At 62.9% G+C, this 26,023-nt stretch carries 20 protein-coding genes; 16 read left to right on the top strand and 4 right to left on the bottom strand.

Annotated features, from left to right (window positions below; translation table 11 throughout):
* Positions 1 to 228 precede the first annotated feature (228 nt).
* The 15 genes from GBEM_RS07100 to GBEM_RS07170 all read left to right on the top strand — a co-directional run bounded on the left by GBEM_RS07100 (position 229) and on the right by GBEM_RS07170 (position 19,183).
* Positions 229 to 1,047 carry an acyl-CoA dehydratase activase gene (locus GBEM_RS07100; RefSeq protein ID WP_012529844.1) on the top strand — a complete coding sequence of 273 codons (819 nt, stop codon included), beginning with the start codon at positions 229 to 231 and terminating at the stop codon, positions 1,045 to 1,047.
* Positions 1,044 to 2,291, top strand: coding sequence for a 2-hydroxyacyl-CoA dehydratase subunit D (locus GBEM_RS07105; protein ID WP_012529845.1), 1,248 nt, complete (start codon positions 1,044 to 1,046; stop codon positions 2,289 to 2,291). The genes GBEM_RS07100 and GBEM_RS07105 overlap by 4 nt, the downstream gene beginning before the upstream one ends.
* Entirely contained in the window at positions 2,288 to 4,381 is a 2,094-nt protein-coding gene (locus GBEM_RS07110) for an acetate--CoA ligase family protein (protein ID WP_012529846.1), read from the top strand. Before GBEM_RS07105 ends, GBEM_RS07110 begins: the two co-directional genes overlap by 4 nt.
* A 42-nt stretch (positions 4,382 to 4,423) precedes the next feature.
* A complete protein-coding gene (locus GBEM_RS07115; RefSeq protein ID WP_012529847.1) occupies positions 4,424 to 5,614 on the top strand; it encodes a thiolase family protein in 1,191 nt (396 codons plus the stop codon).
* 278 nt (positions 5,615 to 5,892) lie between these two features.
* Positions 5,893 to 6,675, top strand: a complete 783-nt coding sequence (locus GBEM_RS07120) for an enoyl-CoA hydratase/isomerase family protein (protein WP_012529848.1) — start codon at positions 5,893 to 5,895, stop codon at positions 6,673 to 6,675.
* Between the two features lie 57 nt (positions 6,676 to 6,732).
* Positions 6,733 to 7,599 (top strand): 3-hydroxyacyl-CoA dehydrogenase family protein, encoded by an 867-nt coding sequence (locus tag GBEM_RS07125; RefSeq protein WP_012529849.1) that lies wholly within the window; start codon positions 6,733 to 6,735, stop codon positions 7,597 to 7,599.
* 43 nt (positions 7,600 to 7,642) lie between these two features.
* Complete coding sequence (locus tag GBEM_RS07130) at positions 7,643 to 8,980, top strand: acetyl-CoA hydrolase/transferase family protein (RefSeq protein ID WP_012529850.1); 1,338 nt, start codon at positions 7,643 to 7,645, stop codon at positions 8,978 to 8,980.
* Between the two features lie 84 nt (positions 8,981 to 9,064).
* Positions 9,065 to 10,834: a thiamine pyrophosphate-dependent enzyme gene (locus tag GBEM_RS07135; RefSeq protein ID WP_012529851.1), complete on the top strand. Its 1,770-nt coding sequence runs from the start codon at positions 9,065 to 9,067 to the stop codon at positions 10,832 to 10,834.
* Complete coding sequence (locus GBEM_RS07140) at positions 10,821 to 11,396, top strand: indolepyruvate oxidoreductase subunit beta (RefSeq protein WP_012529852.1); 576 nt, start codon at positions 10,821 to 10,823, stop codon at positions 11,394 to 11,396. The genes GBEM_RS07135 and GBEM_RS07140 overlap by 14 nt, the downstream gene beginning before the upstream one ends.
* An 82-nt stretch (positions 11,397 to 11,478) precedes the next feature.
* A complete protein-coding gene (locus GBEM_RS07145; RefSeq protein ID WP_012529853.1) occupies positions 11,479 to 11,934 on the top strand; it encodes an ACT domain-containing protein in 456 nt (151 codons plus the stop codon).
* A gap of 215 nt (positions 11,935 to 12,149) precedes the next feature.
* Entirely contained in the window at positions 12,150 to 13,118 is a 969-nt protein-coding gene (locus tag GBEM_RS07150; protein WP_012529854.1) for a ketopantoate reductase family protein, read from the top strand.
* A gap of 351 nt (positions 13,119 to 13,469) precedes the next feature.
* The gene (locus GBEM_RS07155) at positions 13,470 to 13,793 is read left to right on the top strand and encodes a DUF485 domain-containing protein (RefSeq protein ID WP_012529855.1); all 324 of its coding nucleotides are present in this window, start codon (positions 13,470 to 13,472) and stop codon (positions 13,791 to 13,793) included.
* Entirely contained in the window at positions 13,790 to 15,769 is a 1,980-nt protein-coding gene (locus GBEM_RS07160) for a solute symporter family protein (RefSeq protein WP_012529856.1), read from the top strand. The genes GBEM_RS07155 and GBEM_RS07160 overlap by 4 nt, the downstream gene beginning before the upstream one ends.
* Positions 15,770 to 16,040: 271 nt before the next feature.
* Positions 16,041 to 17,852: a sensor histidine kinase gene (locus GBEM_RS07165; RefSeq protein ID WP_041262694.1), complete on the top strand. Its 1,812-nt coding sequence runs from the start codon at positions 16,041 to 16,043 to the stop codon at positions 17,850 to 17,852.
* A complete protein-coding gene (locus tag GBEM_RS07170; protein ID WP_012529858.1) occupies positions 17,849 to 19,183 on the top strand; it encodes a sigma-54-dependent transcriptional regulator in 1,335 nt (444 codons plus the stop codon). The genes GBEM_RS07165 and GBEM_RS07170 overlap by 4 nt, the downstream gene beginning before the upstream one ends.
* Positions 19,184 to 19,339: 156 nt before the next feature.
* Here the strand turns inward: GBEM_RS07170 and GBEM_RS07175 are convergent, their stop codons facing one another.
* From GBEM_RS07175 to GBEM_RS07185, 4 genes are all read right to left on the bottom strand, one after another.
* A complete protein-coding gene (locus tag GBEM_RS07175; protein WP_012529859.1) occupies positions 19,340 to 20,626 on the bottom strand; it encodes a hypothetical protein in 1,287 nt (428 codons plus the stop codon).
* 208 nt (positions 20,627 to 20,834) lie between these two features.
* Positions 20,835 to 22,160 (bottom strand): DcaP family trimeric outer membrane transporter, encoded by a 1,326-nt coding sequence (locus GBEM_RS07180; RefSeq protein WP_012529860.1) that lies wholly within the window; start codon positions 22,158 to 22,160, stop codon positions 20,835 to 20,837.
* 81 nt (positions 22,161 to 22,241) lie between these two features.
* Positions 22,242 to 22,439 (bottom strand): AMP-binding enzyme, encoded by a 198-nt coding sequence (locus tag GBEM_RS22180; RefSeq protein WP_226373938.1) that lies wholly within the window; start codon positions 22,437 to 22,439, stop codon positions 22,242 to 22,244.
* Positions 22,440 to 22,457: 18 nt separating this feature from the next.
* Complete coding sequence (locus GBEM_RS07185; protein ID WP_226373939.1) at positions 22,458 to 23,801, bottom strand: benzoate-CoA ligase family protein; 1,344 nt, start codon at positions 23,799 to 23,801, stop codon at positions 22,458 to 22,460.
* Positions 23,802 to 24,071: 270 nt separating this feature from the next.
* Between GBEM_RS07185 and GBEM_RS07190 the strand changes: the two genes are divergently transcribed.
* Positions 24,072 to 25,922 carry a bifunctional acetyl-CoA hydrolase/transferase family protein/GNAT family N-acetyltransferase gene (locus GBEM_RS07190; RefSeq protein WP_012529861.1) on the top strand — a complete coding sequence of 617 codons (1,851 nt, stop codon included), beginning with the start codon at positions 24,072 to 24,074 and terminating at the stop codon, positions 25,920 to 25,922.
* Positions 25,923 to 26,023: the final 101 nt, after the last annotated feature.

A 26,023-nucleotide genomic window follows, 5' to 3' on the forward strand; every position in this document is an offset into this window, starting at 1 on the left:
CCTCCCTCTGGGGTACTGCGAAGCCCTTCATCTAAATCTCCCGACGAAATATCGCCGCTGTCCACAAAAGGAATATAACGCTGTCGGCTGCGTGATACTTAAAATTATAACTGTTATTTTAATGGTTTATTTGATTTAACTTTGATGAATTATTAGTTGGCATGCTTGCTGTATAACACTAGTTTACTAATTCGGCGGTTTCGGGGCCGGTAAAAGGAGCCGGGTGATATGAGCAAGCCTGTTTTTGTCGGACTCGACATAGGTGCGTCAAGGACGAAGGTCGCCGTCATGGATGTAGACGGCGCCCTGATCGGGTACGCGGTGAAGAAATCGGGCACCGATTTCGGCCGGACCGCCTCGGCGTGCCTAGATATCTCGCTGAAGATGGCGGGGGCCACGCGGTCCCACGTGGAGAGGGCGGTGGCGACGGGGTACGGCAGGGCCAACGTACCCTTCGTCACCAAGACCAGCAAGGCGGAGATAGGGTGCCTGGCGAGAGGATGCAGCCATTACTTTCCCGGGGCGCTTTCCATCATCGACATCGGCGGGCAGGACAACAAGATCGTCAAGCTGGATGCTGCCGGCAGGCGGAGCAGCTTCAAGATGAACCGCAAGTGCGCGGCCGGCACCGGCGCCTTCCTGGAGGAAATGGCCGGGCGCCTCGACATCCCCCTGGAGGAGATGAACGACCTGGCCCGGCAGTCGGAGGAGATGGTCAAACTGGGAAGCTACTGCACGGTCTTCTCCGGCACCGAGGTCCTGGAAAGCATCCGGCACGGCAAAAAGGTGAGCGACATCGTCAAGGGGATCTTCTACTCGGTCATCAAAAGGGTCCTGGAGATGGATTCGCTCACCGACCGGGTGGTTATGACGGGTGGGGTGGTGGCGCACAACCCGTACCTGGTCCGCATGACGGAGGAGCTGATCGGGCGCGAGGTGCTCCTCCCCAAACTCCCGCAACTGGCAGGGGCCGTCGGCGCCGCCCTCTACGCCAGGGCGGGAGAAGCCGCCGCCGTACCGCAACCGCTGCTAAGGAGAGTGAAATGAAAGAAGAAACCAAGCTGGCGAGGAAGAAGATAGAGGCCACTAGCCTAATGAACAGGATCATGGCCGACTATTTTCTGGACCTGAACCAGGCGTCCGCCAGCAACAGCCGCAAGGTCGCCTGGTGCACGAGCGTAGGCCCCGCCGAACTCTTGAGGGCCATGGGCTTTGCGGTGCACTTCCCGGAAAACCACGCCGCCATGCTGGGGGCGACGCGTCTTGCCACCGACCTGATCCCGGAGGCGAACGCCATAGGGTATTCGCCCGACATCTGCTCCTACCTCACCTCCGATCTCGGCGCCTACCTCAAAGGCTTCACCCCGCTCGCCAAGGCCTACCCCGGCATAGCGGCGGTCCCCAAGCCCGACGTGCTGGTCTACAACACCAACCAGTGCCGCGACGTACAGGACTGGTTCGCCTGGTACGCCCGGGAGCTGGGGGTGCCGTTGATCGGTATCACCTCGCCTAAGAACGTGAACGAGGTGACCGAGGCCCACGTGGAGGACGTGACGAGGCAGTTGGAGGCGCTGGTCCCGGTACTGGAGGGGATCGCCGGCGCGCCGCTCGACCTCGCGCGGCTTAAGGAAGTGGTCGCTCTCTCGCGCGACTGCACCGAACTCTGGAAAGAGGTCCTGGAGACTGCCACGGCGGTCCCAGCGCCCCTTACCTTCTTCGACGGGACCATCCACATGGGGCCGGCCGTGGTGCTCCGGGGGACGCCGCAGGCGGTCGAGTACTACCGGGTGCTCCTGGCCGAGTTGGAGCAGAGAAAGGCTACGCGGGAAGCTGCGGTTGCCGGCGAGGAATACCGCATCTACTGGGACGGCATGCCGGTGTGGGGGCGCCTCAGGCCGCACTCCGAGCTCTTCGCGGGGCTTAAGACCAACGTGGTCGCCTCCACCTACTGCTCCAGCTGGATCTTCCCGGCCTTCGACGCCGAAGAGCCGCTGCGCAGCATGGCCAAGGCGTACCTGGAACTCTTCATCGTCCGCTCCGACGCCTACAAGGAGCGCTACCTGGCCGATATGACGAAGAAATTCCGCATCGACGGGATCGTCTACCACGACGCCAAAACCTGCCCCTACAACTCCAACAGCCGCTACGGCATGCCGCAGCGCCTGGAGGCGGAGACGGGGCTGCCGTACCTGGTCATCTCCGGCGATCTCAACGACATGCGCTGCGTCTCCGACGAACAGACCAAGACCAACGTGGAAGCATTCATCGAACAACTCGAGGAGGGGAAATGACCATGCTGGACTCACTTTTCAAGCCCAAGGCCGTCGCCATCGTCGGCGCCTCCACCAAGGAACTCTCCATAGGGAACGTCATCATTCGCAACCTGCAGCGCTACGGCTACCGCGGGAAGATCTATCCGCTGAACCCCAACGCACCCGAGGTCTGCGGCCTTAAGGCCTACAAGACGCTGGACGAGATTCCCGACCAGGTCGACCTGGCCCACGTCATCATCCCCAGCCAGTTCGTGCCGCAGACCATCGAGGAGTGCGGCCGGAAGGGGATCAAGGCGGTCATCATCAACTCCGCCGGTTTCTGCGAGCTGGGCGAAGAGGGGGCGCAGCTGCAGGACGATTTCCTGCGCCGCGGCAAGGAGTTCGGGGTGCGTGTCTTCGGCCCCAACTGCCAGGGGATCATCAATTCCGACCCGGCGCTGAAGGCGTACTGCAACTTCACCTTCACCTTTCCCGAGCCCGGGCACGTCTCCGTTGTGGCGCTGAGCGGCGGCGTGGGCGCGCTCATCATGCAGGCGCTCGCGGACCTCGGGGTGGGGCAGCGCTTCTACGCCTCCAACGGCAACGCCTGCGACATCTCAGTCACCGAGATCCTCAGCTACTACGGCGAGGACGAGGCTACCAAGGCGGTGGTCCTTTACACCGAAGGGTTCCCGAACCCGGGCGAATTCCTGGCGGTCGCCCGCGAGGTCGCGGCTAAGAAACCTATCCTCGCCATGAAGGCCGGGCGCACCGAACAGGGGGCGAAGGCCGCCTCCTCGCACACCGGCTCGCTGGCCGGGGTCGACATCGCCACCGAGCTCATCTTCGAGAAGACCGGCATCCTCTCCTTCATCGACGAGGGGGAGATGGCCAGAGCCGCCATGGCCTTCGCCACCCAGCCGATCCCCAAGGGAAACCGGGTGGGGATCATCACCAACACCGGCGGACCGGCCGTCATCGCCACGGACGTCCTGGTCTCCTGCGGGCTGGACGTGCCGAAACTCTCCGCAGAGTCGATCGAGCGTTTGAGGCCGAGCCAGCTCCCTGAGGCGGCCTTGGAGAACCCGATCGACGTGGTGGCCACGGCCGGTGGAGTGCCGTTCCGCGGTGCGCTGGACCTGTTCCTCTCCGAGGAGGGTATCGACAGCATCTTTATCAACTTTGTCACCGCCCCCTTCACCGACACCGACGAGGTGGCCCGGCAGATAGTGGAAGTGAACCGCCTCGCCAAAAAGCCGATCGTCTGCAACTTCATGACCGACCTGAGCCAGGAGCGTTTCCGGAAAACGAGGGACATCCTCAAAGAGGGTGGGGTCCCGATCTACGCGAACCCCTCGGACGCCGCCAAGGCCCTGGGGGCGCTGGCCCAGTACGGACGCCTGCGCCGGCGCGACATCGGCCGCCCGGAAAAGCGCGGCGGTGTGGATGCGGCGCGGGCCCAGGCGGTCGTCGACCAGGCGCGCAAGGAGGGGCGCCAGGTACTCTCCGCGACCGACGTCTATTCCATCTTCGAGGCCTACGGCATCCCGGTGGCGCCGTGGCGGATGGCGGGAAGCGCCGCCGAGGCGGTCGCCGCGGCGGAAGTGGTCGGCTACCCGGTGGTGGTGAAGGTCGACTGCGAGGAGATCGACCACAAAAGCGACATGGGGGGGGTGGCCGTCAACCTGAAAGACGGAGCCGCCGTCGCCGCTGCGGTGGAGTCGATGCAGGAGAGGCTTTCGAGCTTCGGGAAGCTTAGATTCCTGGTGCAGAAATTCCTCCCCGGGGGGCGGGAGCTGATCGTCGGCGCCACAGAACAGCCTGGACTCGGGCACCTGGTGATGTTCGGCCTGGGCGGGATCTACGTCGAGGTGTTGAAGGACGTCTCCTTCAAGATTTCCCCGGTGACCCGGGTGGAGGCGGGGGAGATGCTTTCCTCCATCAAGACCGCAGCGCTCCTTAACGGCGTGCGCGGCGAGAAGGGTATCGACCGGGAGGCGGTCACCGAGTTGATCGAGCGCGTCTCGCAGCTTCTGAGCGATCTCCCCATGATCCGCGAGATGGACCTGAACCCGGTCATGGCGTTCGAAAAAGGGGCCTTTGCCGTCGACGGCAGGATCAGGATCTAATCCGCACCGACGGCCAACAATAAACCAACAGGAGGAACTTCGATGCTTAAGAAAGCGTACATACCCTACCGCGGTTACTACAGCACCCCCTTCGCCAAGTGGCAGGGGACCCTCGCCAACGAACACTCCATAGTCTTTGGCGCCGCCACTTCCAAGAGGTTTTTTGAGAGCAAGGGGTGGGACCCCAAGAGCATCGAGTACCTGCTGGTGGGGAGCACCGTGTACCAGAAGCAGTGGTTCTACAGCGGGCCGTGGGCCGCGGCCCTGATGGGGGCCGAAGCCACCCCCGGCATCCTGGTGAGCCAGGCCTGCTCCACCTCCACCTTTTCCATCTACCAGGCGGGTATGGGGGTTGAGACCGGTATGTTCGAGAACAGCTGGTGCCTCATGGCCGACCGCCTTTCCAACGGCCCGCACGCCGCCTGGCCCAACCCCGCGGGCCCCGGCGGCCAGCAGATCGCCGAGGACTGGGTCATGGACAACTTCGGCAGGGACCCCTGGGCCGGCGAGGCCATGATCCAGACCGCGGAAAACGTGGCCAAGGAGTACGGGGTGACCCGCGAGGAGTGCGACGCGCTCACGCTGCGACGCCAGGAGCAGTACCTCGATTCCCTCGCCAACGACCGCGAGTTCCAGAAGAGGTACCTGTTCCCGGCCCAGGTGCAGCTCTCAAAGAAGAAATCGACCCTCCTGGAGGCCGACGAGGGGGTTGTCACCAGCACCAGGGAAGGGCTTGCCTCCCTGAACCCGGTCCTCCCCGGCGGGGTGCACACCTTCGGCGCCCAGACCCACCCGGCCGACGGCAACGCGGGGATCTGCGTCACCACACGCGAGAAGGCGAGGGAGCTCTCCGCAGACCCGGGCGTCGTGGTGCAGTTGGTCTCCTTCGGATTCGCCCGGACCAAGAAGGCGCACATGGCTGCGGCCGTGGCCCCGTCGGCGCAGATGGCGCTCAATGGGGCAGGGATCAAGGCGTCCGACCTGGGCGCGGTGAAGACCCACAACCCCTTCGCCGCGAACGACATCGTCATGGCCAAGGTGATGGGGCTCGATCTCGACAGCATGAACAACTACGGCTCCTCGCTCATCTTCGGCCACCCCCAGGCCGCCACCGGCGCGAGGCTCATCGTCGAGGGGATCGAGGAACTGGCCCAGAAGGGGGGAGGCTACCTCCTCTTCTCCGGCTGCGCGGCAGGCGACACCGCAGCCTCCCTCGTTTTGAAGGTTAATTAGAAAAGGGGGGCAGGAGCTCTCCCCCTCCCTTGACGGGAGGGGGCAGGGGGGTGGGTGAACCTGGCAGTAGCGCAAAAGGTGGCACCTACCCCCACCCCCTAACCCCCTCCCGCCGGGGGAGGGGGGACTTTTTCGTCAACTGCAACATCCTGTCCCCTAGCGGGCGGGTGAGCTGGCTGGGCGGAATGAAGCGTTCCGCCAGAGGGACAGGCACCTACGGAGCCAGTCCCTTCCGCCCCCGCCCGAAGCCATCAACCATTTTCAAAGGGAGCGAAACCATGGGCTATCAGTTCCTCAATATGAACCGGGAAGACCGGGTCCTCACCATCAACTTGAACCGTCCCCCCACCAACCCGCTCAGTCGCGGCTTCGGCGAGGAGCTGCTCAAGGCCTTCACCGAGGCGGAGGGGATGGACGACGTGAACGTGGTGGTCATCACCAGCGCGCTGGAGAAGGCTTTCATCGCCGGCGCCGACATCAAGGAGATGTCCGCCATGGGGCAGGCCGAATCCGAGGCCTTCTCGAAGCTGTTGCAAGACGCGAACAACACCCTCGACCGGATGAAGAAGGTGGTCATCGCCGCCATCAACGGCCACGCCCTGGGAGGGGGGTGCGAACTCGCCATGGCGTGCGACTACCGCTTCATGGCGGCGGGGAAGGCGCTGGTCGGCCTTCCTGAGGCCGGGCTCGGCATCGTCCCCGGGGCGGGGGGAACCCAGCGGCTGCCGCGCCTGGTGGGGCTTGCCAAGGCGAAAGACATCCTTTTGTGGGGCAAGGTGATGGGGCCGGAGGAGGCGCTAGCCATTGGGCTCGTGGACCGGGTGATCCCGGCGGAGAGCTTCCTCGACGAGGTGATGGAATTCGCCCACCGGCTCGCCTCCGGCGCCGGCAAGGCGCTTGGCTTCATCAAGGTGGCGGTCAACGAAGCGGTGGACCTCCCCATGGAACAGGCGCTGGCGGTGGAGCGCAAATACGGCCTGGCGAACCTGCTCACCCACGACGCGAAGGAAGGGCTCACCGCCTTCGGCGAGAAGAGAAAACCGAACTTTTTAAGCAGATAACCTCAACGATTTCGATAACGAGACCAACTCACTACGATTGCAAAAAGGAGGATACGCATGAACGTCGAGGATATCACCACAATGGGAATGGCAGGCGCCGGCAGCATGGGGGCGGGAATCGCCCAGGTGGCGGCGATGGCGGGGCTCAAGGTGCAGGTGGTGGACACGGGCGCAGGGGCGTGCGACCGCGCCAGGAAGACCATCGTGAAAAGCCTGGAGCGGATCGTCAAGAAGGGGACCATGACGGAAGCCCAGATGGAGGAGACCCTGGGGCGGATCAGCTTCTCCACGGACGTGGCGAGCTTCAAAGGGATTCCCTTCATCTTCGAGGCGGTGTTCGAGGACATCGCGGTGAAGAAGGAACTCTTCGCCAAACTCGACGCGGTCTGCGGCGAGGACACCATCTACGCCACCAACACCTCTTCCATCTCCATCACCGAGATGGCGGCCCTGGTGAAAAACCCCGCTAACTTCGTCGGGATGCACTTCTTCAACCCGGTGCCGGTGATGAAGCTGGTCGAGGTGATCCCCGCGCTGCAGACGGCAGAGGCGACCAAGAACCTCGCGCTCGCCATGTCCCAAAAGCTCGGCAAGACCTCCATCACCTGCAAGGACACCCCCGGTTTCGTCGTGAACCGCCTCTTCGTCCCCTACATCATCGACGCGGTCCGGCTGCTCGAGGAAGGGGTGGCGTCGGCCGAGGACATCGACATTGCCATGAAGCTCGGCTGCAACATGCCCATGGGGCCGCTCGAATTCCAGGACTTCGCCGGGGTCGACATCGGCTACCACGTCACCAACATCTTCCACGAGTACCTGAAGCAGGAGCGCTTCGCCCCCCCGGGGCTCTTGCGCAACATGATCAAGGCGGGCTACCTGGGACGCAAGGCGGGACGAGGGTTCTACGAGTACCCGGCCAGCTGAAAAAACGTCGATAAATCGATCCAACCGAAATAGGAGGCCTACCATGGCTGCAACGATCTGGAAGGAAATCAAGAACTGGCGCGAGATCTACAACTCGCGCGTCACCACCGCCGACGAGGCGCTCAAATCGGTCAACTCCGGGGACCGTCTCTACCTGACCGGCAACGCCTCCGTTCCCCTGCAACTTTTGGATGCGCTGGTGAGGCGTGCGCCGGAGCTGCGCGATGTCGAGGTCTCCCAGGTGCTCACCATCTGCCCTCAGGACTACGTCTCGCCCGAGATGCAGGGGCACGTGCGGGTCAACACCATGTTCATCAGTCCCAACGTCCGCCAGGCGGTAAACGAAGGGCGCGCCGACTTCACCCCGGTGCTCCTCTCCGAGTTCCCCCTGCTCTTCAAAAACGGCCATCTCCCGCTGGATGTGGCGCTTTTGAACGTCTCCTTGCCCGATGAAAACGGTTTCTGTTCGCTGGGGGGAGAGGCCGGCCTCACCATGACGGCGGCCGAGTCGGCGCGGATCGTCATCGCCCAGGTGAACAAGAAGATGCCGCGCACGCTCGGGGACACCTTCTTCCACGTCTCGCGCATGACCCATATCGTCGAGGTGGATGCGCCGCTGACAGAAAGGCACATGGCGGAGGAGGGAGACCCCGAGATCGTCGAGCAGATAGCGGGGCACATCTCCAGCCTCATCCCCGATGGCGCCACCATGCAGCTTGGCATCGGCGCCATTCCCGACGCGGTCTTGAAGCACCTGTTCAGCAAGAAGGACCTGGGGATCCATTCCGAACTGATCTCCGACGGCGTCATCGACCTGGTGGAGGCCGGCGTCGTCAACTGCTCCAGGAAGACCCTGCACCCGGGCAAGATCGTCTGCGGCTTCCTCCTTGGGACCAAGCGTCTCTACGACTGGGCGCACAACAACCCGATGATTGAGCTGCGCCGCACCGAGTACGTGAACGACCCATTCGTGGTGGCGCAAAACGACCGCATGGTCTCGGTGAACGCCGCCATCGAGGTCGACTTCACCGGGCAGATCTGCGCGGACAGCATCGGCCCCAGGATGTACTCGGCGGTCGGCGGTCAGATGGATTTCGTCTACGGCGCGTCCCGCTCCAAGGGAGGCGTCGCGGTGATCACCATGCCGAGCACCTCGACCCTCAGGGACGGATCCGTGGTCAGCAAGATCACGCCGCTTTTGAAGCACGGGGCCGGCGTGGTGACCAGCCGCAACCACGTGCGCTACCTGGTGACCGAATACGGCGCGGCTGACCTCTACGCGAAAAGCGTCCGCCAGCGCACCCAGGCCCTGATAGGCGTCGCCCACCCCATGTTCCGGGAGGAGCTGACCGAGAAGGCGAAGGAACTCAGGTACATCTAAAAACCGGACGGGCAGGTGCAGCGCCGCCTGCCCGTCCACCGCACAGCCAGCCGATACGGCCAACGCGATAAAGGAACCTCAACCATGAAAAAGATAATCTCCGGCAACGAAGCGATTGCCTTGAGCTTTGAAGATTCCGGCGGCGTCTTCGCCTCCGGCTATCCCGGCACGCCCAGCACAGAAACGCTGGAAGAGGTCGCCCGCCTGGGAAACGTGTACTGCGAATGGGCCCCGAACGAAAAGGTCGGGCTGGAATCGGCCATCGGCGCCTCCCTTGCGGGCGGCAGGGCGCTCGCCACCATGAAGCACGTGGGGGTGAACGTCGCGGCCGACGCGTTGATGACCCTCACCTATACCGGGGTGAACGCGGGCCTCATCCTGATGGCGGCCGACGACCCGGGGATGCACTCCTCCCAGAACGAGCAGGACAGCCGCAACTACGCGAAGTTCGCCAAGATCCCGATGCTCGACCCCGCCGATTCCCAGGAGGCCTACGACTACGTCCGGGCCGGGTTCGAGATCTCGGAGCGCTTCGACACCCCGGTTATGCTGCGCACCACCACCCGGATCTCACACGCGAAGGGGGTCGTGGAGCAGAAGGGGAAGGTAGCGGCGAAGGTGGGAGAGCTGGCGAAGGACGTGCCGAAGTACGTGATGCTTCCCAACTTCGGGAAGATCAAGCACGTCGCGGTCGAGGAGCGGCTCTTGAAGCTGCAGGCCTTCGCGGAGGAGTCTCCGCTTAACCGGGTGGAGATGAACGACCCCGAACTGGGGATCATCACCTCCGGCATCTCCTACCAGCACGCGAAAGAAGCGTTCCCGCAGGCCTCCTTCCTGAAGCTCGGGCTGGTGCACCCGCTGCCGGAGCAAAAGATCCGCGACTTCGCCTCCAAGGTGGGGCGGCTCATGGTGGTGGAGGAGATGGACGCCATCTTCGAGGAGCAGATCCGCGCCATGGGGATCCGGGTCGACATAGGCAAGGACCGCATCTCGCTTTGCGGCGAGGTCTGCGCCGACATCGTCCGCGAGGCTGCCGGCGCCCCGGCCACCTCCGCGAAGACTACGCCTGCGGGCGACCTCCCCCTGCGCCCCCCGACCTTCTGCCCCGGCTGCGCCCACCGCGGCCTTTATTCCATCCTGAGCAAGCTGAAGGTCTTCGTATCCGGAGACATCGGCTGCTACACCCTGGGCGCGCTCCCTCCCTTGAGCGCCATGCATACCTGCATCTGCATGGGGGCCAGCATCAGCGCTGCCCACGGCATCGCCAAGGTGAACGAGATCGCGGGGAGGACCGAAAAACCGGTGGCCGTCATCGGCGACTCCACCTTCTTCCATTCCGGCATCACCGGCCTTTTGAGCATGTCCTACAACGCGGGGAACGCCCTGGTCATCATCATGGACAACCGCACCACCGGCATGACCGGCGGCCAGGAAAACCCCGGTTCCGGGAGGCATATCCAGGGCAATCCGGCAAAAGAGGTGGACATGGTGTCGCTCGTGAAGGTGCTGGGAATCGAAAACGTCTTCGAGATCAACTCCTACGACTTGAAGGAGACAGAGGCCGCCATCAGGCGCGGGTTGGAGACGCCTGGCCCCTACGTCCTCGTGGACAAAAACCCCTGCGTTCTGCGCTACCGGGTGAAAAAGCCGCTGGTTCAGGTCTCGGCCGAGAAATGCACCGGTTGCCGCGCCTGCCTCAAGGCCTCCTGCGTCGCCCTGGGACTCAAGGGCTCGGGAGAGAAGCCGAAGGTCTCCATCGACCCCAACATCTGCAACGGATGCGGGGTATGCAGCCAGCATTGTAAATTCGACGCCATGACCGTCGCAAGCGGAGGGAGCCATGAAAGCATTTAACATCGTCATTGCCGGGGTAGGGGGGCAGGGGGTGCTGATGGCTTCCAAGGTGCTGGCCGAAAGCGCTCTGGCTAGCAGCATGGACGTAAAGCAAAACGAGGTTCACGGCATGGCGCAAAGGGGCGGGAGCGTCATCTCCTTCGTCCGCATCGGCGCCAAGGTGCACTCGCCGGTGGTGCTTCCGGGCACCGCCGACATCCTCATCTCCTTCGAGCCTTTGGAGGCGCTGCGCTACCTGCACTACCTGAAGCCCGGCGGCAAGCTCGTCTACAACAAGGCGTGCATCAACCCGAGTACGGTGGCGGCGGGTCTTGCCACCTATCCCGGCGACGTCGCGCAGCGGATAACAGCGGCCTGCCCCGACGCCAGGGCGATAGATGCGCTGCAGGTGGCGAAAGAAGCCGGAAACGCCAAGGCGGTGAACATGGTCATGGTCGGCTCGGTCATGAAGGGGCTCCCCATTGACTCGGAGGTTGTGGAGGGCGTGGTCAGGGAGATATCCCGCGGCAAGGGTGAGGACGTCAACATGGCCGCGCTGCGCGGAGGAGCCGCTACGGCCTGATTCCGTGTGCGGTAGGGAGGGGGACAGGCACCTGGCGGAGCCAGTCCACCCGCGGCGCCAACATAGAAAGATGGAGGCATCCATGAAACTGAAACAGCTGTCGGTCTTTCTGGAAAATTCACCCGGCCGCCTGTACCAGGCGGCCAGCGCGCTGGGCAATGCCGGCCTCAACCTGCGTTCCCTGAGCATCTGCGACACGGCCGGCTTCGGCGTTCTGCGCATCCTGGTGTCGGACGTGGCCAAGGCGCGGCGCGTGATCATGGAACAACAGCTTCCGGCTCGTGTCGACGACGTCGTCGCCATCGAGATCGAAGACCGGCCGGGAAGCCTCGCCAACCAGGTGCTCAAGCTCTTTCTGGATTACCAGGTCAACGTCGAGTACATGTACGCGCTTGCCGGCACGGGCCCGTCCTCCGGCAAGGCGGTCATGGTGCTGCGCTTCAACGACAACGACCGGGCCATAGAGCTGATGCTGAAAAACGGCATAAAGATCCTGGACGCCGAGTCTTTCGGCATGGCCGAGGCCCAACCGGCGTAGCGAGCAGCAGCCGAAAGGGTGCGTCTCCCCGCTCTCCTTCCCCCGGAGGGGGGAGGCCGGGAGGGGGGAAGAACAGGCTGGCCCCCTCTCTGACCCTCCCCCTCCGGGGGCGGGGATTTGTGGGTGTGGCACCCCCCTTTGAGAAGGGGGACTTTCCGCTGAGGCTTAACGAGAGCTTCTCGATCAAGTAAATCTTTAGAGCAAGGAGAGACGCCATGAAGGGAAATAGCAGTTATACGCCAAAGAAGTTCGCGGTCATAGGCGCCGGCCCCGTCGGGTGCGTGCTTGCCGCTTTCCTGACCCGGGGAGGATACGAGGTAACCCTTTGCGACGTCGTCCCCACCCTGCTCGTGCCGGCCCTTGACCCGGGGATCATCGTCGAGGGGGCCGACTCGCTCCAGGCGAAGGTCGCCAAGGTGACCACCACCCTCGACGATATCGTAAGCGACCCACCCGATGTCATCTTCGTCACCGTGAAGGCGACCGCTCTCCCCTTGATAGCCTCGGCGCTGGAGGGGTTCGTCGCCGATGGGCGCTACGTGGTCAGCTGGCAAAACGGCATAGATACCGAACTGGAACTGGCAAAGCATCTGGGGACCAAGGCCGTGATGCGCGCGGTGGTCAATTACGGTTGCGTGCCGCTCAGCCCCGCCCACGTGCGGGTCGCCTTCCATCACCGCCCCCATTTCCTCCAGGAGCTGGACCCTGAGTCCCGCGAAGCGGCCGTCGGCATCTGTGAAGCCTTGAGCGGGACGGGGCTCGAGACCCAGCACACCGACCGGATCGTGGACAAGGTGTGGCGCAAGTCCGTGATGAACTCCTGCATGAACGCCATCTGCGCGGTGACCGGCAAGACCATGGTGCAGATCATCCTCGACCCCATCCTGTTGAACCTGGTGGATTCGTTGATCAAGGAGGGGGTCGCGGTGGCCAGGGCGAACGAGTTCACGCTGGGGTCCGACTTCTACCCCTACTGCATCAACTACCTGAAGAACGCTGGGAACCACAAGCCCTCCATGCTGCAGGACATCGAGGCGGGGCGCAGGACCGAAGTCGACTACATCAACGGCAAGATCGTCGAGTACGGCGCGCAGGCCGGCATGCCCACCCCGTACAACACCATGATCCACGGCCTGGTCAAGGCGCTGGAGTGCAGGCCGTTCGATGAGGCCAAAGCTGCGTGAGCCCCTCACCCCAACCCTCTCCCAGAGGGAGAGGGGGCATGGACGCAGGCCCTGCGTTCCCAAGGTGGACCTTGGGAACGAGATTAAATAGGAGAAAGTTTGGCAGAAAGTCCCCTCCCCTGGAAGGGGAGGGACAGGGTGGGGGAAGGCTGAAGGAGGAAGGCTGAAGGAGGGAGGCTGAAGGAGGGAGGCTGAAGGAGGGAGGCTGAAGGAGGGAGGTGCGTCAACGGAGGGAGGTGCGTCAACGGAGGGAGGACCAATTTTGATAGGGCAACTACCTGACCGGACACTGGGAGAAACGAGATGAACTGAAGCGTTTTTTGGCGAGACACCGTAAAAGGAGGGGAACCAATGGTGGAAAAGGAAATCGATTGGGCTGCCATAGCCAGCCATCCGAAGTTCGTGGAGTTGCACCAGGCGAAGATGAGGTTTCTGGTAGGGCTGTGGGTTTTTGGGGCGACGTCGTATTTTCTGCTGCTGGTCGGGGCCATATCCTTCCCCGACCTGTTCAACGCCCGGATCATGGGGCGGCTCAATTTCGGCTACCTGTTCTGCCTGTTCCAGTTTGTCCTGGCCTGGGCCATCGCGATCATCTACACGCGCAAATCCAACCGGGAATTCGATCCCCTTACCACTGAACTGGTCGAGATGATCTTGAAGGAGGAATGCCAATGAGATATCTGTTCCTTCCCTTGCTGATGGTACTGATCTTCGGCACCTCCGCGCTTGCAGCCGATGTGTCCGCCCAGGCGGCCCCAGGCGGCCCCAATGCCGTAGCAGCCGCCGCTGCCAAGGCCCCGCCGGGGCTCGCCGCTTCCCCGCAAGCGCCCGCTGCAGCGGCGGCCAAGGCTCAGGCACCGGCGCCGGCGCCGGGCGGCAAGAAGATGCAGACCAACCGCACGTTCACCATCAGCATGTTCCTCTTGATCATCGCGGCGACCGCCGGGATCGTGGTCTGGGCCTCGAAAAGCACCACCACCGCATCCGATTATTACGCGGCGGGCGGTGGCATTTCCGGGATTCAGAACGGCTGGGCCATCGCCGGAGATTTCCTCTCCGCCGCGACCTTCCTCGGGATCACCGGACTCATGTCTCTCTTCGGCCCGGACGGGTTCATGTACTCGGTGGGGATCATCATCAGCTTTCTCACCATCCTCCTCATCATCGCCGAACCATGCCGCAATGCCGGCAAGTACACCCTGGGCGACATCCTCGCCTTCCGTTCGTCGTCCCGGGTAGTGCGGGCTGTCGCGGCCCTTTCCGCCGTGGTGGTTTCCATCTTCTACCTGCTCGGGCAGATGGTGGGGGCCGGCAAACTGATGCAGCTCCTTTTGGGGATTCCCTACAAGGTCTCGATCATAGGAGTCGGTGCCCTGATCATCGTCTACGTGGCGCTGGGCGGGATGAAGGCGACCACCTGGGTGCAGATCATCAAGGCCGCGCTCCTCATGTTCACCGGGGTCGTCCTGAGCGTCGGGATACTCTGGAAGTCGGGATTCAGCCTCTTCGCATTCTTCGACAGCGTGGCGACCAGCCCGCAGATCCAGGATCACGTGCGTGGCGTCATGAAGCACCCGGTGGCGCAGCCGGGGTTCGATTACGGCCAGCGCTTCCTGGAGCTGGGGCTTTTCTTCAAGAACCCGCTGGACCAGGTATCCCTCGGACTTGCGTGGATCCTCGGGGCCGCCGGCCTGCCGCACGTCATGATGCGGTTTTTCACCGTGCCCAACGCCAAGGAGGCTAGAAAGAGCGTGGTCGCCTCCATGTTCCTGATCGGCCTGTTCCTGATCATGGTTTCCTTCCTGGGCTTTGGCGCCGCCCTTTATGTCACCCCGCAGAAGATTATGGCGCTCGACAAGGGGGGCAACATGGCGGGGCTCATGATCGCGCAGTATATCGGCGGCGGGGCGGGTACCGTCACCGGAGACCTGCTCCTGGCCTTTGTCTGCGCCGTCGCTTTCGCCACCATACTCGCGGTCGTCTCGGGTCTGGTGCTCGCATCCTCGGCGGCCATCGCCCACGATTTGTACGTCAACGTCATTAAAAAGGGGAAGGCGGATCAGGGGACACAGATAAAGGTCGCCAGGGTGGCATCGTTTTTCGTCGGCGCCATCGCCATCGTGCTCGGCATTGCCTGCGAAAACCTCAACATCGCGCAGCTGGTCGGCCTTGCGCTTGCCGTGGTGGCTTCGGCGAACTTCCCCGTCCTGATCTTCGCGCTGTTCTGGAAGCGGTTCAATTCAGCCGGGATCATCGCCGGCTTGGTGGTCGGCACCGTGGTGACCATCGGGATCCTGATGGTTTCGCCGAACATGACCTATCCCAAGAAGGTGGCTGCCGACGCCCAGAAGGTCGTGCTCGCCTTGGAGAAAAAGCAAAGCGAGGCTGGGGGGCTTTCCGCTGTGGAGTTGAAAACGCTGGAAAAGGCGAAATCGGATTACGTGCTGAACAAGGAAGGGACCTCGCTGGTGGGGCTCGACGCGCCGCTATTCCCGCTCAAAAACCCGGGGATACTTTCCGTGCCCATCGGGTTCTTCGTTACCATCGCCGCTACCTTTTTGTTCCGCAACCGTCGCGAGGAAGAGATGTTCGAGGAACTGTTCGTCCGGCAGACCACGGGATACGGCATGGCCAAGGCGGCCAAGCACTGATGAGTCAAATTCCCCCTCCCGTCAAGGGAGGGGGAATTCGGAAACAGTTTGTAGGGGGGTGGGGGGAGGTAGAGGGAAGGGGATCTAATCGTCGCGGCGCGGCCCCTAGAGGGACAAGGGCATGATTGAGCTTGACCAAATTGGTGTAATATGGTACCACTATACCATTATTACGCCGGTCACCCGAAACGGTCTGGACAAAGGTACCTTCCCCGCTGGGGGAGGAGCTCTGCAGGCGAGGTCGTCGACCTACCAGGAAAAGGATCGTTACATGACCGCCTTTTTCCGCACATTCAAACTCCCGCTTGCCCTTTTGCTTATCGTAGGCCTGACCGCCTGCGCCTTCATCACCATCCGCCGCGCCAACAACGGGGTCCGCGCCGAGGCGCGCGCCCGCTTCTTCGAACAGTACAACCGTCAGCAGTACCTCGTCGCCGAACTCACAGCGCACTCCCTCGATGAAATGTTCGCCACCTTCAGCCGCAACCTCGAACTGGTCGCCGGCCTCTTCGACGGCAAAGAGGTCGACCGCGAACAGTCGCAACGGCTCAAGGTGCATCTGGAAAAGATCTACGGCTCGCTGCTCGGTACCCCCGTTATCGACCTGGTCGTCTTCGACAGCAAGGGGGTCGCCGTCGCCATAGAGCCGCACGACAATTTCACCTTGGGGCGCAGTTACGCCTGGCGCGACTACTATCGGTGGGTGCGGGACCAGCGGCAGCCGGGGCGGATGTACATCTCGCCCTTCATGCAGTTGGCGGGGGGGCGGAAACGCGGGGTAAAGGAGTTGATCGTAGCTAGAGGGATCTACGGCCCACGCGGCGAGTTCAACGGCGTGGTCGCCTGCACGCTCGACTTCGACAAGCTGGCCCGAAAGCATGTCCTCTCCGTCAAGATCGGCAAGCACGGCCAGGCCTGGCTCATGGACAGCACCACCAGGACCATCCTGGTCGACCCGAACGGCAGGATCGCGGGGCAGACCTTCGACGAGGCGCTGCGGCGCAAATGGCCGCGCCTTTACGACCTGCTCCTTTCGGCTGAGGACGGCAAACCCGGCAGCGGCTGGTACGAGTTCGAGGACCCGGCCGACCCGCGCCTGAAGGTCCGCAAGCTGGTCAGCTACCACCCGGTGCGCCTGGAAAACCGGCTCTGGACAGTGGGGGTGACCACGCCGGAAAGGGAGGTCGAAGCGCTCCTCTCTTCGTTCCTGCAGCGGCAGGAGGCCATCTCCACCACGCTCCTCGTCACCATAATCGGAGGAGCGGCATTCCTCCTCGCGCTGCTTTATCACTGGAACCGCACGCTTACCGCACAGGTCGGCCTGCACACCCGCGCCTTGAGCGAGACACATTCGCGCCTGGAGGCAACCTTCGACGAATTGCTCGTCGCCAAGAAGGTGGCCGCGGTCGGGCATCTGGCGCTCGGGCTCGCCCACGAGATCCGCAACCCCCTTTCCGCCATCCAGATGAACATGCAGATGATCCGCAAGAAGATCGAGCCCACCGGGGTCCTCTGCGAGAACTTCTCCATTGCCGACGGCGAAATCCAGCGCCTGAACCGCCTGTTGAAAGACGTTCTGGATTTCGCGCGCCCACGCCCCCTGCGGCTGCAGACGGTCGATCTGGCCGAAATAGTGCGGCGCCTGCTGCAACTGGTTGACCAACGCCTGGCCCAGTACGGCGTTACCCCCACCACCGATATCGAATCGCCGCTTGAGCTTGTCTGCGACCCCGAGCAGATCCACCAGGTGCTCTTGAATCTGGTGCTGAACGCCATGGAGGCGATGGATGGGGTCGCCGGTGACAGGACCCTCAAGGTCATCGCCTACCGCAAAGAGAGCCAGGCCTACGTACTTGTGAGCGATTCCGGGAGGGGGATAGGCCCCGACAAGTGCGAGCAGCTGTTCGATCCCTTTTACACAACCAAGGTTTCAGGGGGAGGGCTTGGGTTGTCCATCCTGCAGACCATCGTCCTCTCTCATGGCGGGTCCGTTTCCGTGACGGGCGGGACCGGCGCCGGCGCTACCTTTACCGTCGTACTTCCCCTCGCGGGGCCTTCAGGAACTGGAGAAAAAACACCGTGAACACCATTTTGATAGCTGACGATGACATCGCCATCCGGCGCACGCTGGAGCTGCACCTGACCGAAGAAGGTTATTCGGTGGTGACGGCCGCGAACGGTCCCAATGCGGTCGAGGTTGCGCTGGAGAAGGAAATCGACCTGATGCTCCTCGATCTTAGGCTCTCCGGGATGGATGGTTTCGAGGTGCTGGGGCGGGTAAAGGAGCGCCGCCCCGATCTCCCCGTCGTGATGATCACCGCGTACGACGACATGCAGACCGCCATCGAGGCGATACGCCTGGGGGCCATCGACCATTTGGGCAAGCCGGTCGATCTCGATCACCTGGACCAGGTCATCGCCAAGATTTTCGACATGAGCGCCCTGGCCCGCAAAGGGGTCACCTTCTGCGACTCGGCCGATCCACCCTTCGAGCAGAACATCATGGTTGGCCGCTCGCGCAGCATGAAGGAGGTGTACAAGACCATCGGCGCGGTGGCAGACTCCCGCGCCACCGTGCTGATCCAGGGGGAGAGCGGAACGGGGAAGGAAATGGTGGCGCGAGCGCTTCATTTCAACAGTTCCTTCAGGAATCGCCCCTTCATTGCGGTTGCCTGCGCCTCGCTCGCGCCGTCGCTTCTGGAGAGCGAGCTCTTCGGCCACGAACGGGGCGCCTTCACGGGGGCCCACCGGACCAAGCCGGGGAAGTTCGAACTGGCGCAGGGGGGGACGCTCTTTCTCGACGAGATCTCGGAGACGAGCCCGGAGATCCAGGTGAAGCTCTTGCGCTTTCTCCAGGAGAGGGAATTCGAGCGAGTGGGGGGTGTAGAGACCCTGAAGGCCGACGTGCGGGTCATCGCCGCCAGCAACAAGGAACTCTCGGCGCTCGCCAATGCGGGCGAATTCCGCAAGGACCTCTATTACCGCCTGAACGTGGTGACCCTTTTCCTCCCGCCGTTGCGCGAGCGAAAGGACGACATCCTGCTCCTTGTCAAGTTCTTCTTGGGGAAGATGCGCGAGGAGACCGGCAAGAGCGTGGATATCGTCACCCAGGAAACGCTCACCATGATCCAGGAGCACTCCTGGCCGGGAAACGTGCGCGAACTGGAGAACACGATCAGGCGTGCCGTGCTCCTCTCGCACGGGAACGTGCTGCTTCCGGAATCCCTGCACCTGGAAGGAGAGAAGGAGCAGGAGCGGCTGGCGCTGACGATCAGGCCGCTGCACGAGGTGGAGCGCGAGCATATCGAGAACGTGCTCATCTACACGGGGTACGAGAAGAAGAGGACCGCAGAGATTCTAGGCATCTCGCGGCCGACGCTGGATAGGAGGCTCAAGGAGTACGGATTGGAGTGAGATGAGGGGGACTGGCTCCGCAGGTGCCTGTCCCCCTGGTCCCCCTGGCCCACAGAGCGAAGGTACTCCGTCCATCCCCTCTCCCAAAGGGCGAGGGGAGACAGGCACCCAGGTCTCCCCCTCCCTTGACGGGAGGGGGAACTTTTCCGGTTATTGCTACTTCGCCATCGCCTCAAGCCCCGGCGAGGCGCCGGCGGGAGCGGTTGCCCCGGCGGTCGCCGGTTCCTTAACCTTGCGCACGAGCGGCCACTTGTCGAAGAAGGTGTTCAGGAAAAGAAGCGTCATCAAAAGCGCGAACTGCCCGGCCAAGACCCCCAGCGGCGGGACCCCCAGCCCCAGGTCGTTCGCGCCGTAGGGGATCAACTTGAAGGTCTTGATCCAGATGAGACCGTAGATGGTGCCTCCGCCAAACCAGATGGCGACGCGGCTGCAGACCCTGGCGGCGGTGTTCGGTACCAGCGTCGCGTTCGGGTAGTCGTCGAACAGGTGATGCCACGCCAGCATGAAGACGATCACGGACAACTCAAGCGACGCCGCCACCACATCCAGGGGAGCTCCCGGCAGCAGGTTGAGCGGGGCCACGACGGCCTTGATCGCGGCAGGCATGATGAAGCCGGCGGCAAGGGCGATGGCGAAGCCTATCAGCCCCATGAACGGCTGCTTCTTGGCGAAGAGCCTCATCGGGTACAGCTCGGCCCCTTCGACCGGCATGATGGCGAAGATCACGAAGGCCTGGCAGAAGGCGGCAAAGGCGGGCCAGCTCCCAAAGGGGGCGGTGACGATCTGGTGCTCGCCGATAGCAAGCTTCATGAAGCTGGGAACGATCAGCGCCATCCAGACGATCCAGGTTACTGCGGTCCCCATGGCGAGCGCTCCGAAGCCGTCCACAGGCTTCTCGGCCTTGCTGGCGAAGGGCCATTTCTGCAGCAGCGAAACCATAGGGATCTGGGCGATGATGACCGCCAGCGCGTAGAAGTTGGACGCCTCCCACGCTTCGAAGGCCAGGCGCACCTCCTCCAGCGACTGCGGGGTGAACATGATGGCGAGGCTGAAGGGGCGCCACCAGATGCCAAGGAAGCTGATCAGGGCGAGGAAGGCGGCAACGCCGACGCACCAGGCGACGAGGGTGTAGTAGATGCCGGCCCAGGGCTGCTTGGTCGTGAGGGTGGTCTTGCCGTAGTTGCCAAGGACGATGGTGAACCAGATCCAGGTGTTGATGACCATCCAGAAGAAGGTCCCGCGGGCAACCGCGCCGACGAGGTTCCCGGCGGATTTCGGATCCGCCGTGGCGAGACCCGGGCCTGCCAGGGCCGTATAGAGGGACTTGACGGTCAGCGACCAGGCGGGCCAGATGACGGCGGCGACGGCAAAACTGAGGATGAGGGCGGCGCAGCCGGTGGCGAGCTGCCCTTTGAACAACCTCTTGGTGGTCTCCTGCTCCATGTTGAACCTCCTATTATTCGGATGAAGGGAATAAGAAAATTGCCGCCTTTACCTCTAGTGAACCAACTGCAAATCTCCCTAAATCCCCTTCGCGAAGGGTCATCGGAAAATACCGGGGAAAGCCGCTCTTGGTCCCCCCTCCCGTCAAGGGAGGGGGGGACTCTTCTCCACGGAATTCCCGGAAGAACCTTCGCAAAGGTGGACTTTTCTAGAAGAAGTAGAAAGCCGAGAACCGGAACACGTCGGCCGAGCCCTGGTCGGAGCTGCTGGGGGTGTTGTTGCCGTACTTGGTCTCAAGCTTCTGGTACTCGGCCGCGAACCTGATGGCGGCGTTGATGTCGTAACTTACGTTGGCGAAGATCTGCGAACTCGACTGCTGGTAATTCGCTATTCCCGCGTAGCTCGCCTGGTCGTACGCGGCTCTTTTGCCGTAGCCGGCGGTGAGCCCCAGGTTCTGGGTCGGGTAGAACATCCCCTGGGCGAAGAGGCCGTACCCCTTGGCTCCGGTCCGGTCGTTGCTCGGCCCGACGAGGGCGGTGGCGGTCGCGTAGTTGAAGGACATGTTGCTGGCCTGGTAAGCCTGCCCTTCGAAGCCCGCCGTCATGGCGCGGCTCTTGCCGTCCTTGGAGGCCAAGACGGGAACGAAGGTGTAAAACCCGTAGCCCCAGGAAGCAAGCTCCTTGCCGGTCGGCCCCGCGCTCTCGGTACCGTACAGGCCGAAGAAGCCGGCCTGCAGCGAGTTCATGGACAGTCCCCACAAACCGGGGGCGACACCCAGCGCCTTGGATACTAGCACCGCCTGCCCGGCAACATTGACCGCGCTCCCCCAGGTGTCGGTGGCCGAGCCGTTTTGCTGGTTCGTGTCCTGAACCGGGTTCTGGAGAGAGAGGCTCAGTTTCATGGTCTCATCTTTCGTCAGCGGCACTTTCTGGGTGACCCTTATCTGGGCCACGCGCGGCTGTTGCGGATTCCCGGCCGTGGCACCCAGGCCGAAATCGAGCGTCGAGGAGTTGGCCATCCCGAAGTTGTCCCAGTACTGGCCGAAGAGGAGCTGGGTGTTCTCCCAGTCCAGGGTGCCGTAGGCATGGCGCATCCTCATGTTGGCGGACTCGTTGCTGCCGCCGGAGCCGTAAAAGTCGGTCTCGATCACTGCGCCGGTCTTCGCCCCTTTGAAGGTGGGGCCGGCGACCTTGAACCACAGGCGCGACTGGCGCGCGGTGAACAGGGACTGGTCCTGCTGGTCCGCCACCGACCCCTTCTTGGGAATCCCGTTCGGTTGCAGGGTCCCCAGGGCGCCGTTACTGCCGAGGTTCACCGAGTTGTAGACGTAGTCCAGCTTGACGAAACCGCCCAGGGAGAGCTTGAACTTGCTGGTGACCGGCGAGGACATCTTCCCGTAGAGGCCAGGGGCCACTTCGCAGGCCGGGTCGAAGTCGCAGTTGTAGGGTTCGGGAGCGTTGGGGGCGACTTCCTGGGCCGACGCGGTGGTTGCGAGCAGCGAGGCGGCGAGAATGAGACATACCTTTTTGAGCATTGAAACCCTCCTTTTCATTGCAGTGTTGTGTCCCCCCTCCCCATGCGAGAGGGGGGCAGGGGGTGGGGGCGGGTGCCGGAATCAGGCGGCCTGCTGCTGCACAAGCATGTTGCGCAGCTCGAAACGTTTGATCTTGCCGGTGGCGGTCTTGGGCAGCTCGTCCATGAACTTTATCCAGCGGGGGTACTTGTAGAGCGCCAGGGATTTTTTCACATATTGCTTCAGCTCCTCCTCTATGGATTCCGTGGGTTTTGTCTGGTTCAGGACCACGAACGCCATCGGCTTGATCAGGTTGTCCTAGTCGGGCGCCCCGATGACGGCGCATTCCAGCACCGCCGGATGCTCGATCAGGCAGGCCTCGACCTCGTTGGGGGAGACCCAGATCCCCCCCACCTTCAGCATGTCGTCGGAGCGGCCGGCGCAGTGGAAGAAGCCCTTCTCGTCGCAGACGTACTTGTCGCCGGTGTTGAGCCACTGCCCCATCATGGTCTCGGTGCTCTTGCCGTGCTTGTTCCAGTAGAAGGCGGCGGCGCTGTCACCCTTGACGAGTAGGGTGCCGATTTCGCCGGCGGGGAGGTCGTGCATATCCTCCCCAACGATGCGCGCCTCGTAACCCGGCACGACTTTCCCCGAACTGCCGGGGGCGATTTCGCCGGGCCTGTTGGAGATGAAGATGTGCGCCATTTCGGTGGAACCGATGCCGTCGAGGATGTCCAGCTGGAAGCGCGCCTTGAAACGGTGCAGGTAGGCTGGGGGGAGCGCTTCCCCGGCCGAGACGCACAAGCGGACTCCCCCCATGGCGCCTTCTTCCTCAAGCATCTGACCGTACAGGGTCGGCACGCCGAAGAAGAGGGTGGGGCGGTGGCGGCGCACCGTGGCGTAGACGTCCGCTGGTGTCGGCCGCGAAGGGAGGTAGACGGCGGTAGCGCCCACGCAGAAGGGGAAATAGATCCCGTTGCCGAGGCCGTAGGCGAAGAAGAGTTTCGCCGCCGAGAAGAAGACGTCGTCCTCTTTGATGTCGAGCACCTTCTGCCCGTAGGTTTTCGCCGCGTACACCATGTCGTGCTGCAGGTGCACGGTCCCTTTGGGGGAGCCGGTGGAGCCGGAGCTGTAGAGCCAGAAGCAGGCGTCGTCGCGGCAGGTGGAAGCGGTCTCCAGCTGGTCGCTTTGAGAGGCCATCAGCTCACCGAGGCTCAGGCAACTCCCCGCGGCGGGGCCGTTGGCGACCACGATGTGCTTGAGAAACTGCAGGTTCTCGCGGATGGGAATGATCTGCTCCAAGAGCGGCCACTCGACCACCAATACCCGGGCGCGCGAATCGTTCAGGTAGAACTGGAAGTCCTGGGAGCGGTTCATGGTGTTGAGGCAGACGGGAACCGCGCCGATCTTGATGGCGCCGAAGAACGCCTGCGGGTACACCTCGGTATCGTGCAAAAGGAGCGCTACCCGCTCCTCCATCCGGACCTCCAGCCCTTTGAGGAGGTTCCCTATGCGGTTCATCCCTGACTGCATCTGGCTATAGGTTAAGGAGCGCTCCTCACAGAGCACCGCGATCTTCTCGCCGCGCCCCTCGCGGATGTTGCGGTCCACAAAGAAATCCGCGGCGTTGAATGTCTCGGGCAGATTCAGGTTGTAGGGCATGGGAAACCTCCTTGTTATGGCTGCGTGGGAATTATTTTGAAAAAGTAAAATAATGTTTTGCATGCCACGGGCCAAAGAGGCGTCAGTGTCTAGTAAAATGGAATAGAACTTGTAAGCTATTGAAAGTGTGTAATGATTGCTTTGGCTGAAGTTTGTAACACTGTTGAAAACTAATGTTGTTGGGGAAACTTCGTGTAACGTTTTGAGGGTCCGTGTAAAAAACTGAGGGCGCGGCGGGATGCTGGGAAACGGCGGGAGAGGGGGCAGGCGATGAACGAAGAACTAAAGCAGTTGTATCGGGACCGGCTGACCACCGCGGACGAGGCGGTACGTCATCTCCAGTCGGGGTGGCGCGTTTTTCTCGGGTCGGGGTGCGCGGTACCGGGGGAGCTCGTCGCCGCGCTGGCGCGGCAGGCCGACCGGTTCCACGACGTGGAACTGATCCAGCTCCTCACCTTTGGCACTGGGCAATACCTGAACGGCAAGGATGCCGGAAGGCTGCGGCACAACTCCTTTTTCATCAGTGAAAATATCCGTCAGGCGGTGTGCGACGGCCGGGCCGACTACACCCCCATCTTCCTGAGTGAGATCCCGGAACTGATCCGGTCGGGCCAGAGGGGGAACCAGGCTGCGCTGTTGCAGGTGTCGCCCCCGGACCGACACGGTTACTGCAGCATGGGGGTGAACGTGGACATCCAGCGGGCCGCGCTCGACCGGGCGAAGCTGGTGATCGCCGAGGTGAACCCGCGGATGCCGCGCACCTGCGGTGACAGCTACGTACACCTAAGCCGCCTGGACCTTCTGGTGGAGACGGACCATCCGATTCTTGTCTCCGAGGCGAAGGCCCCCGACGAGGTGGAGCAGCAGATCGGGTACCACATCTCGCGGCTGGTGGAAAACGGGAGCTGCCTGCAGCTGGGGATCGGCACCATACCGAGCACCGTGCTGCAGTTCATAGCGGACAAACGCGATCTGGGGGTCCACAGCGAGATGTTCAGCGACGCCTTGATCCCGCTCATCGAAGAGGGGAACGTCACCAACCGTCTGAAGCGGGTGCATCCGGGGAAGACGGTGGCGAGTTTCGTCATCGGCAGCCGCAAGCTGTACGACTTCGTCGACGGCAACGTCGGCGTCGAGTTCCATCCATCCGATTTCGTCAACGACCCCAGGGTCATCTCCATGAACGACAAGGTGGTGGCGATAAACTCGGCGCTGCAGGTCGACCTGACCGGGCAGATATGCGCCGACAGCATCGGATACCAGTTCTACAGCGGCATCGGCGGCCAGGTGGACTTCGCGCGCGGCGCGGCCATGAGCCGGGGGGGGAAGCCGATCATCGCCGTTCGCAGCACCGCCCGGGACGGGAGCATCAGCCGCATCGTGCATCGGATCGACGACGGCGCGGGCGTGGTCACCAGCCGCGGCGACGCCCACTACGTGGTTTCCGAGTACGGCATCGCCTACCTGCACGGGAAGACCATAAGAGAACGCGCCTTGGCGCTTATCTCCATAGCCCATCCGGAGTACCGCCGGGAGTTGCTCGATTTCGTCAAGAAGAAGCACTACGTTTACGAGGACGAGCAGGTGTGGCGGCAGGCGCTGGACAAGTACCCGGCGAACCTGGAGGAGGATAGATCCTTCGGAGGAATGACGATGCAGGTGAGGCCCCTGAAGGCGACCGACGAGCGGACGCTGCAGGAGTTCTTCTACAGCCTCGACGCGGAGACGGTCTACCACCGCTTCTTCGGTCCGAAGCTGCAGATGGCGCACCTTGAAGCGGCAAAGCAAGTCTGCGTCGACTATAGCGGCCGCATGGCGCTGGCCGCCTTTCGCCACGAGGACCAGGCCGAATGCATGGTGGCGGTGGCTCGCTACGAGGTCAACCCCCGGAGCAACATGGCGGAGACGGCGGTGGTGGTGCACCAGGATTACCGCAGGAAAGGGCTCGCCGGCTACCTGCTGCGCCAGCTGGAGCGCCACGCCAAAGAGCAGGGAATCGAGGGCTTCTGCGCCGAGATCCTCCCGGAAAACGCCGCGATGCTCCGTTACCACAGAGGCCTCGGGCACACCCTGGTGCACTCCCCGGAGACCGAGACCTATCATGTGGAATACCGGTTCTAACCACCTACCCCCACCCCCTAGCCCCCTCCCGCAAGGGGAGGGGGATTGAACCAGGAGGAGCTGCCTGTCTCCCCTCGCCCTCTGGGAGAGGGGCGGGGGTG

Source organism: Citrifermentans bemidjiense Bem (assembly GCF_000020725.1).
Classification (GTDB): domain Bacteria; phylum Desulfobacterota; class Desulfuromonadia; order Geobacterales; family Geobacteraceae; genus Geomonas; species Geomonas bemidjiensis.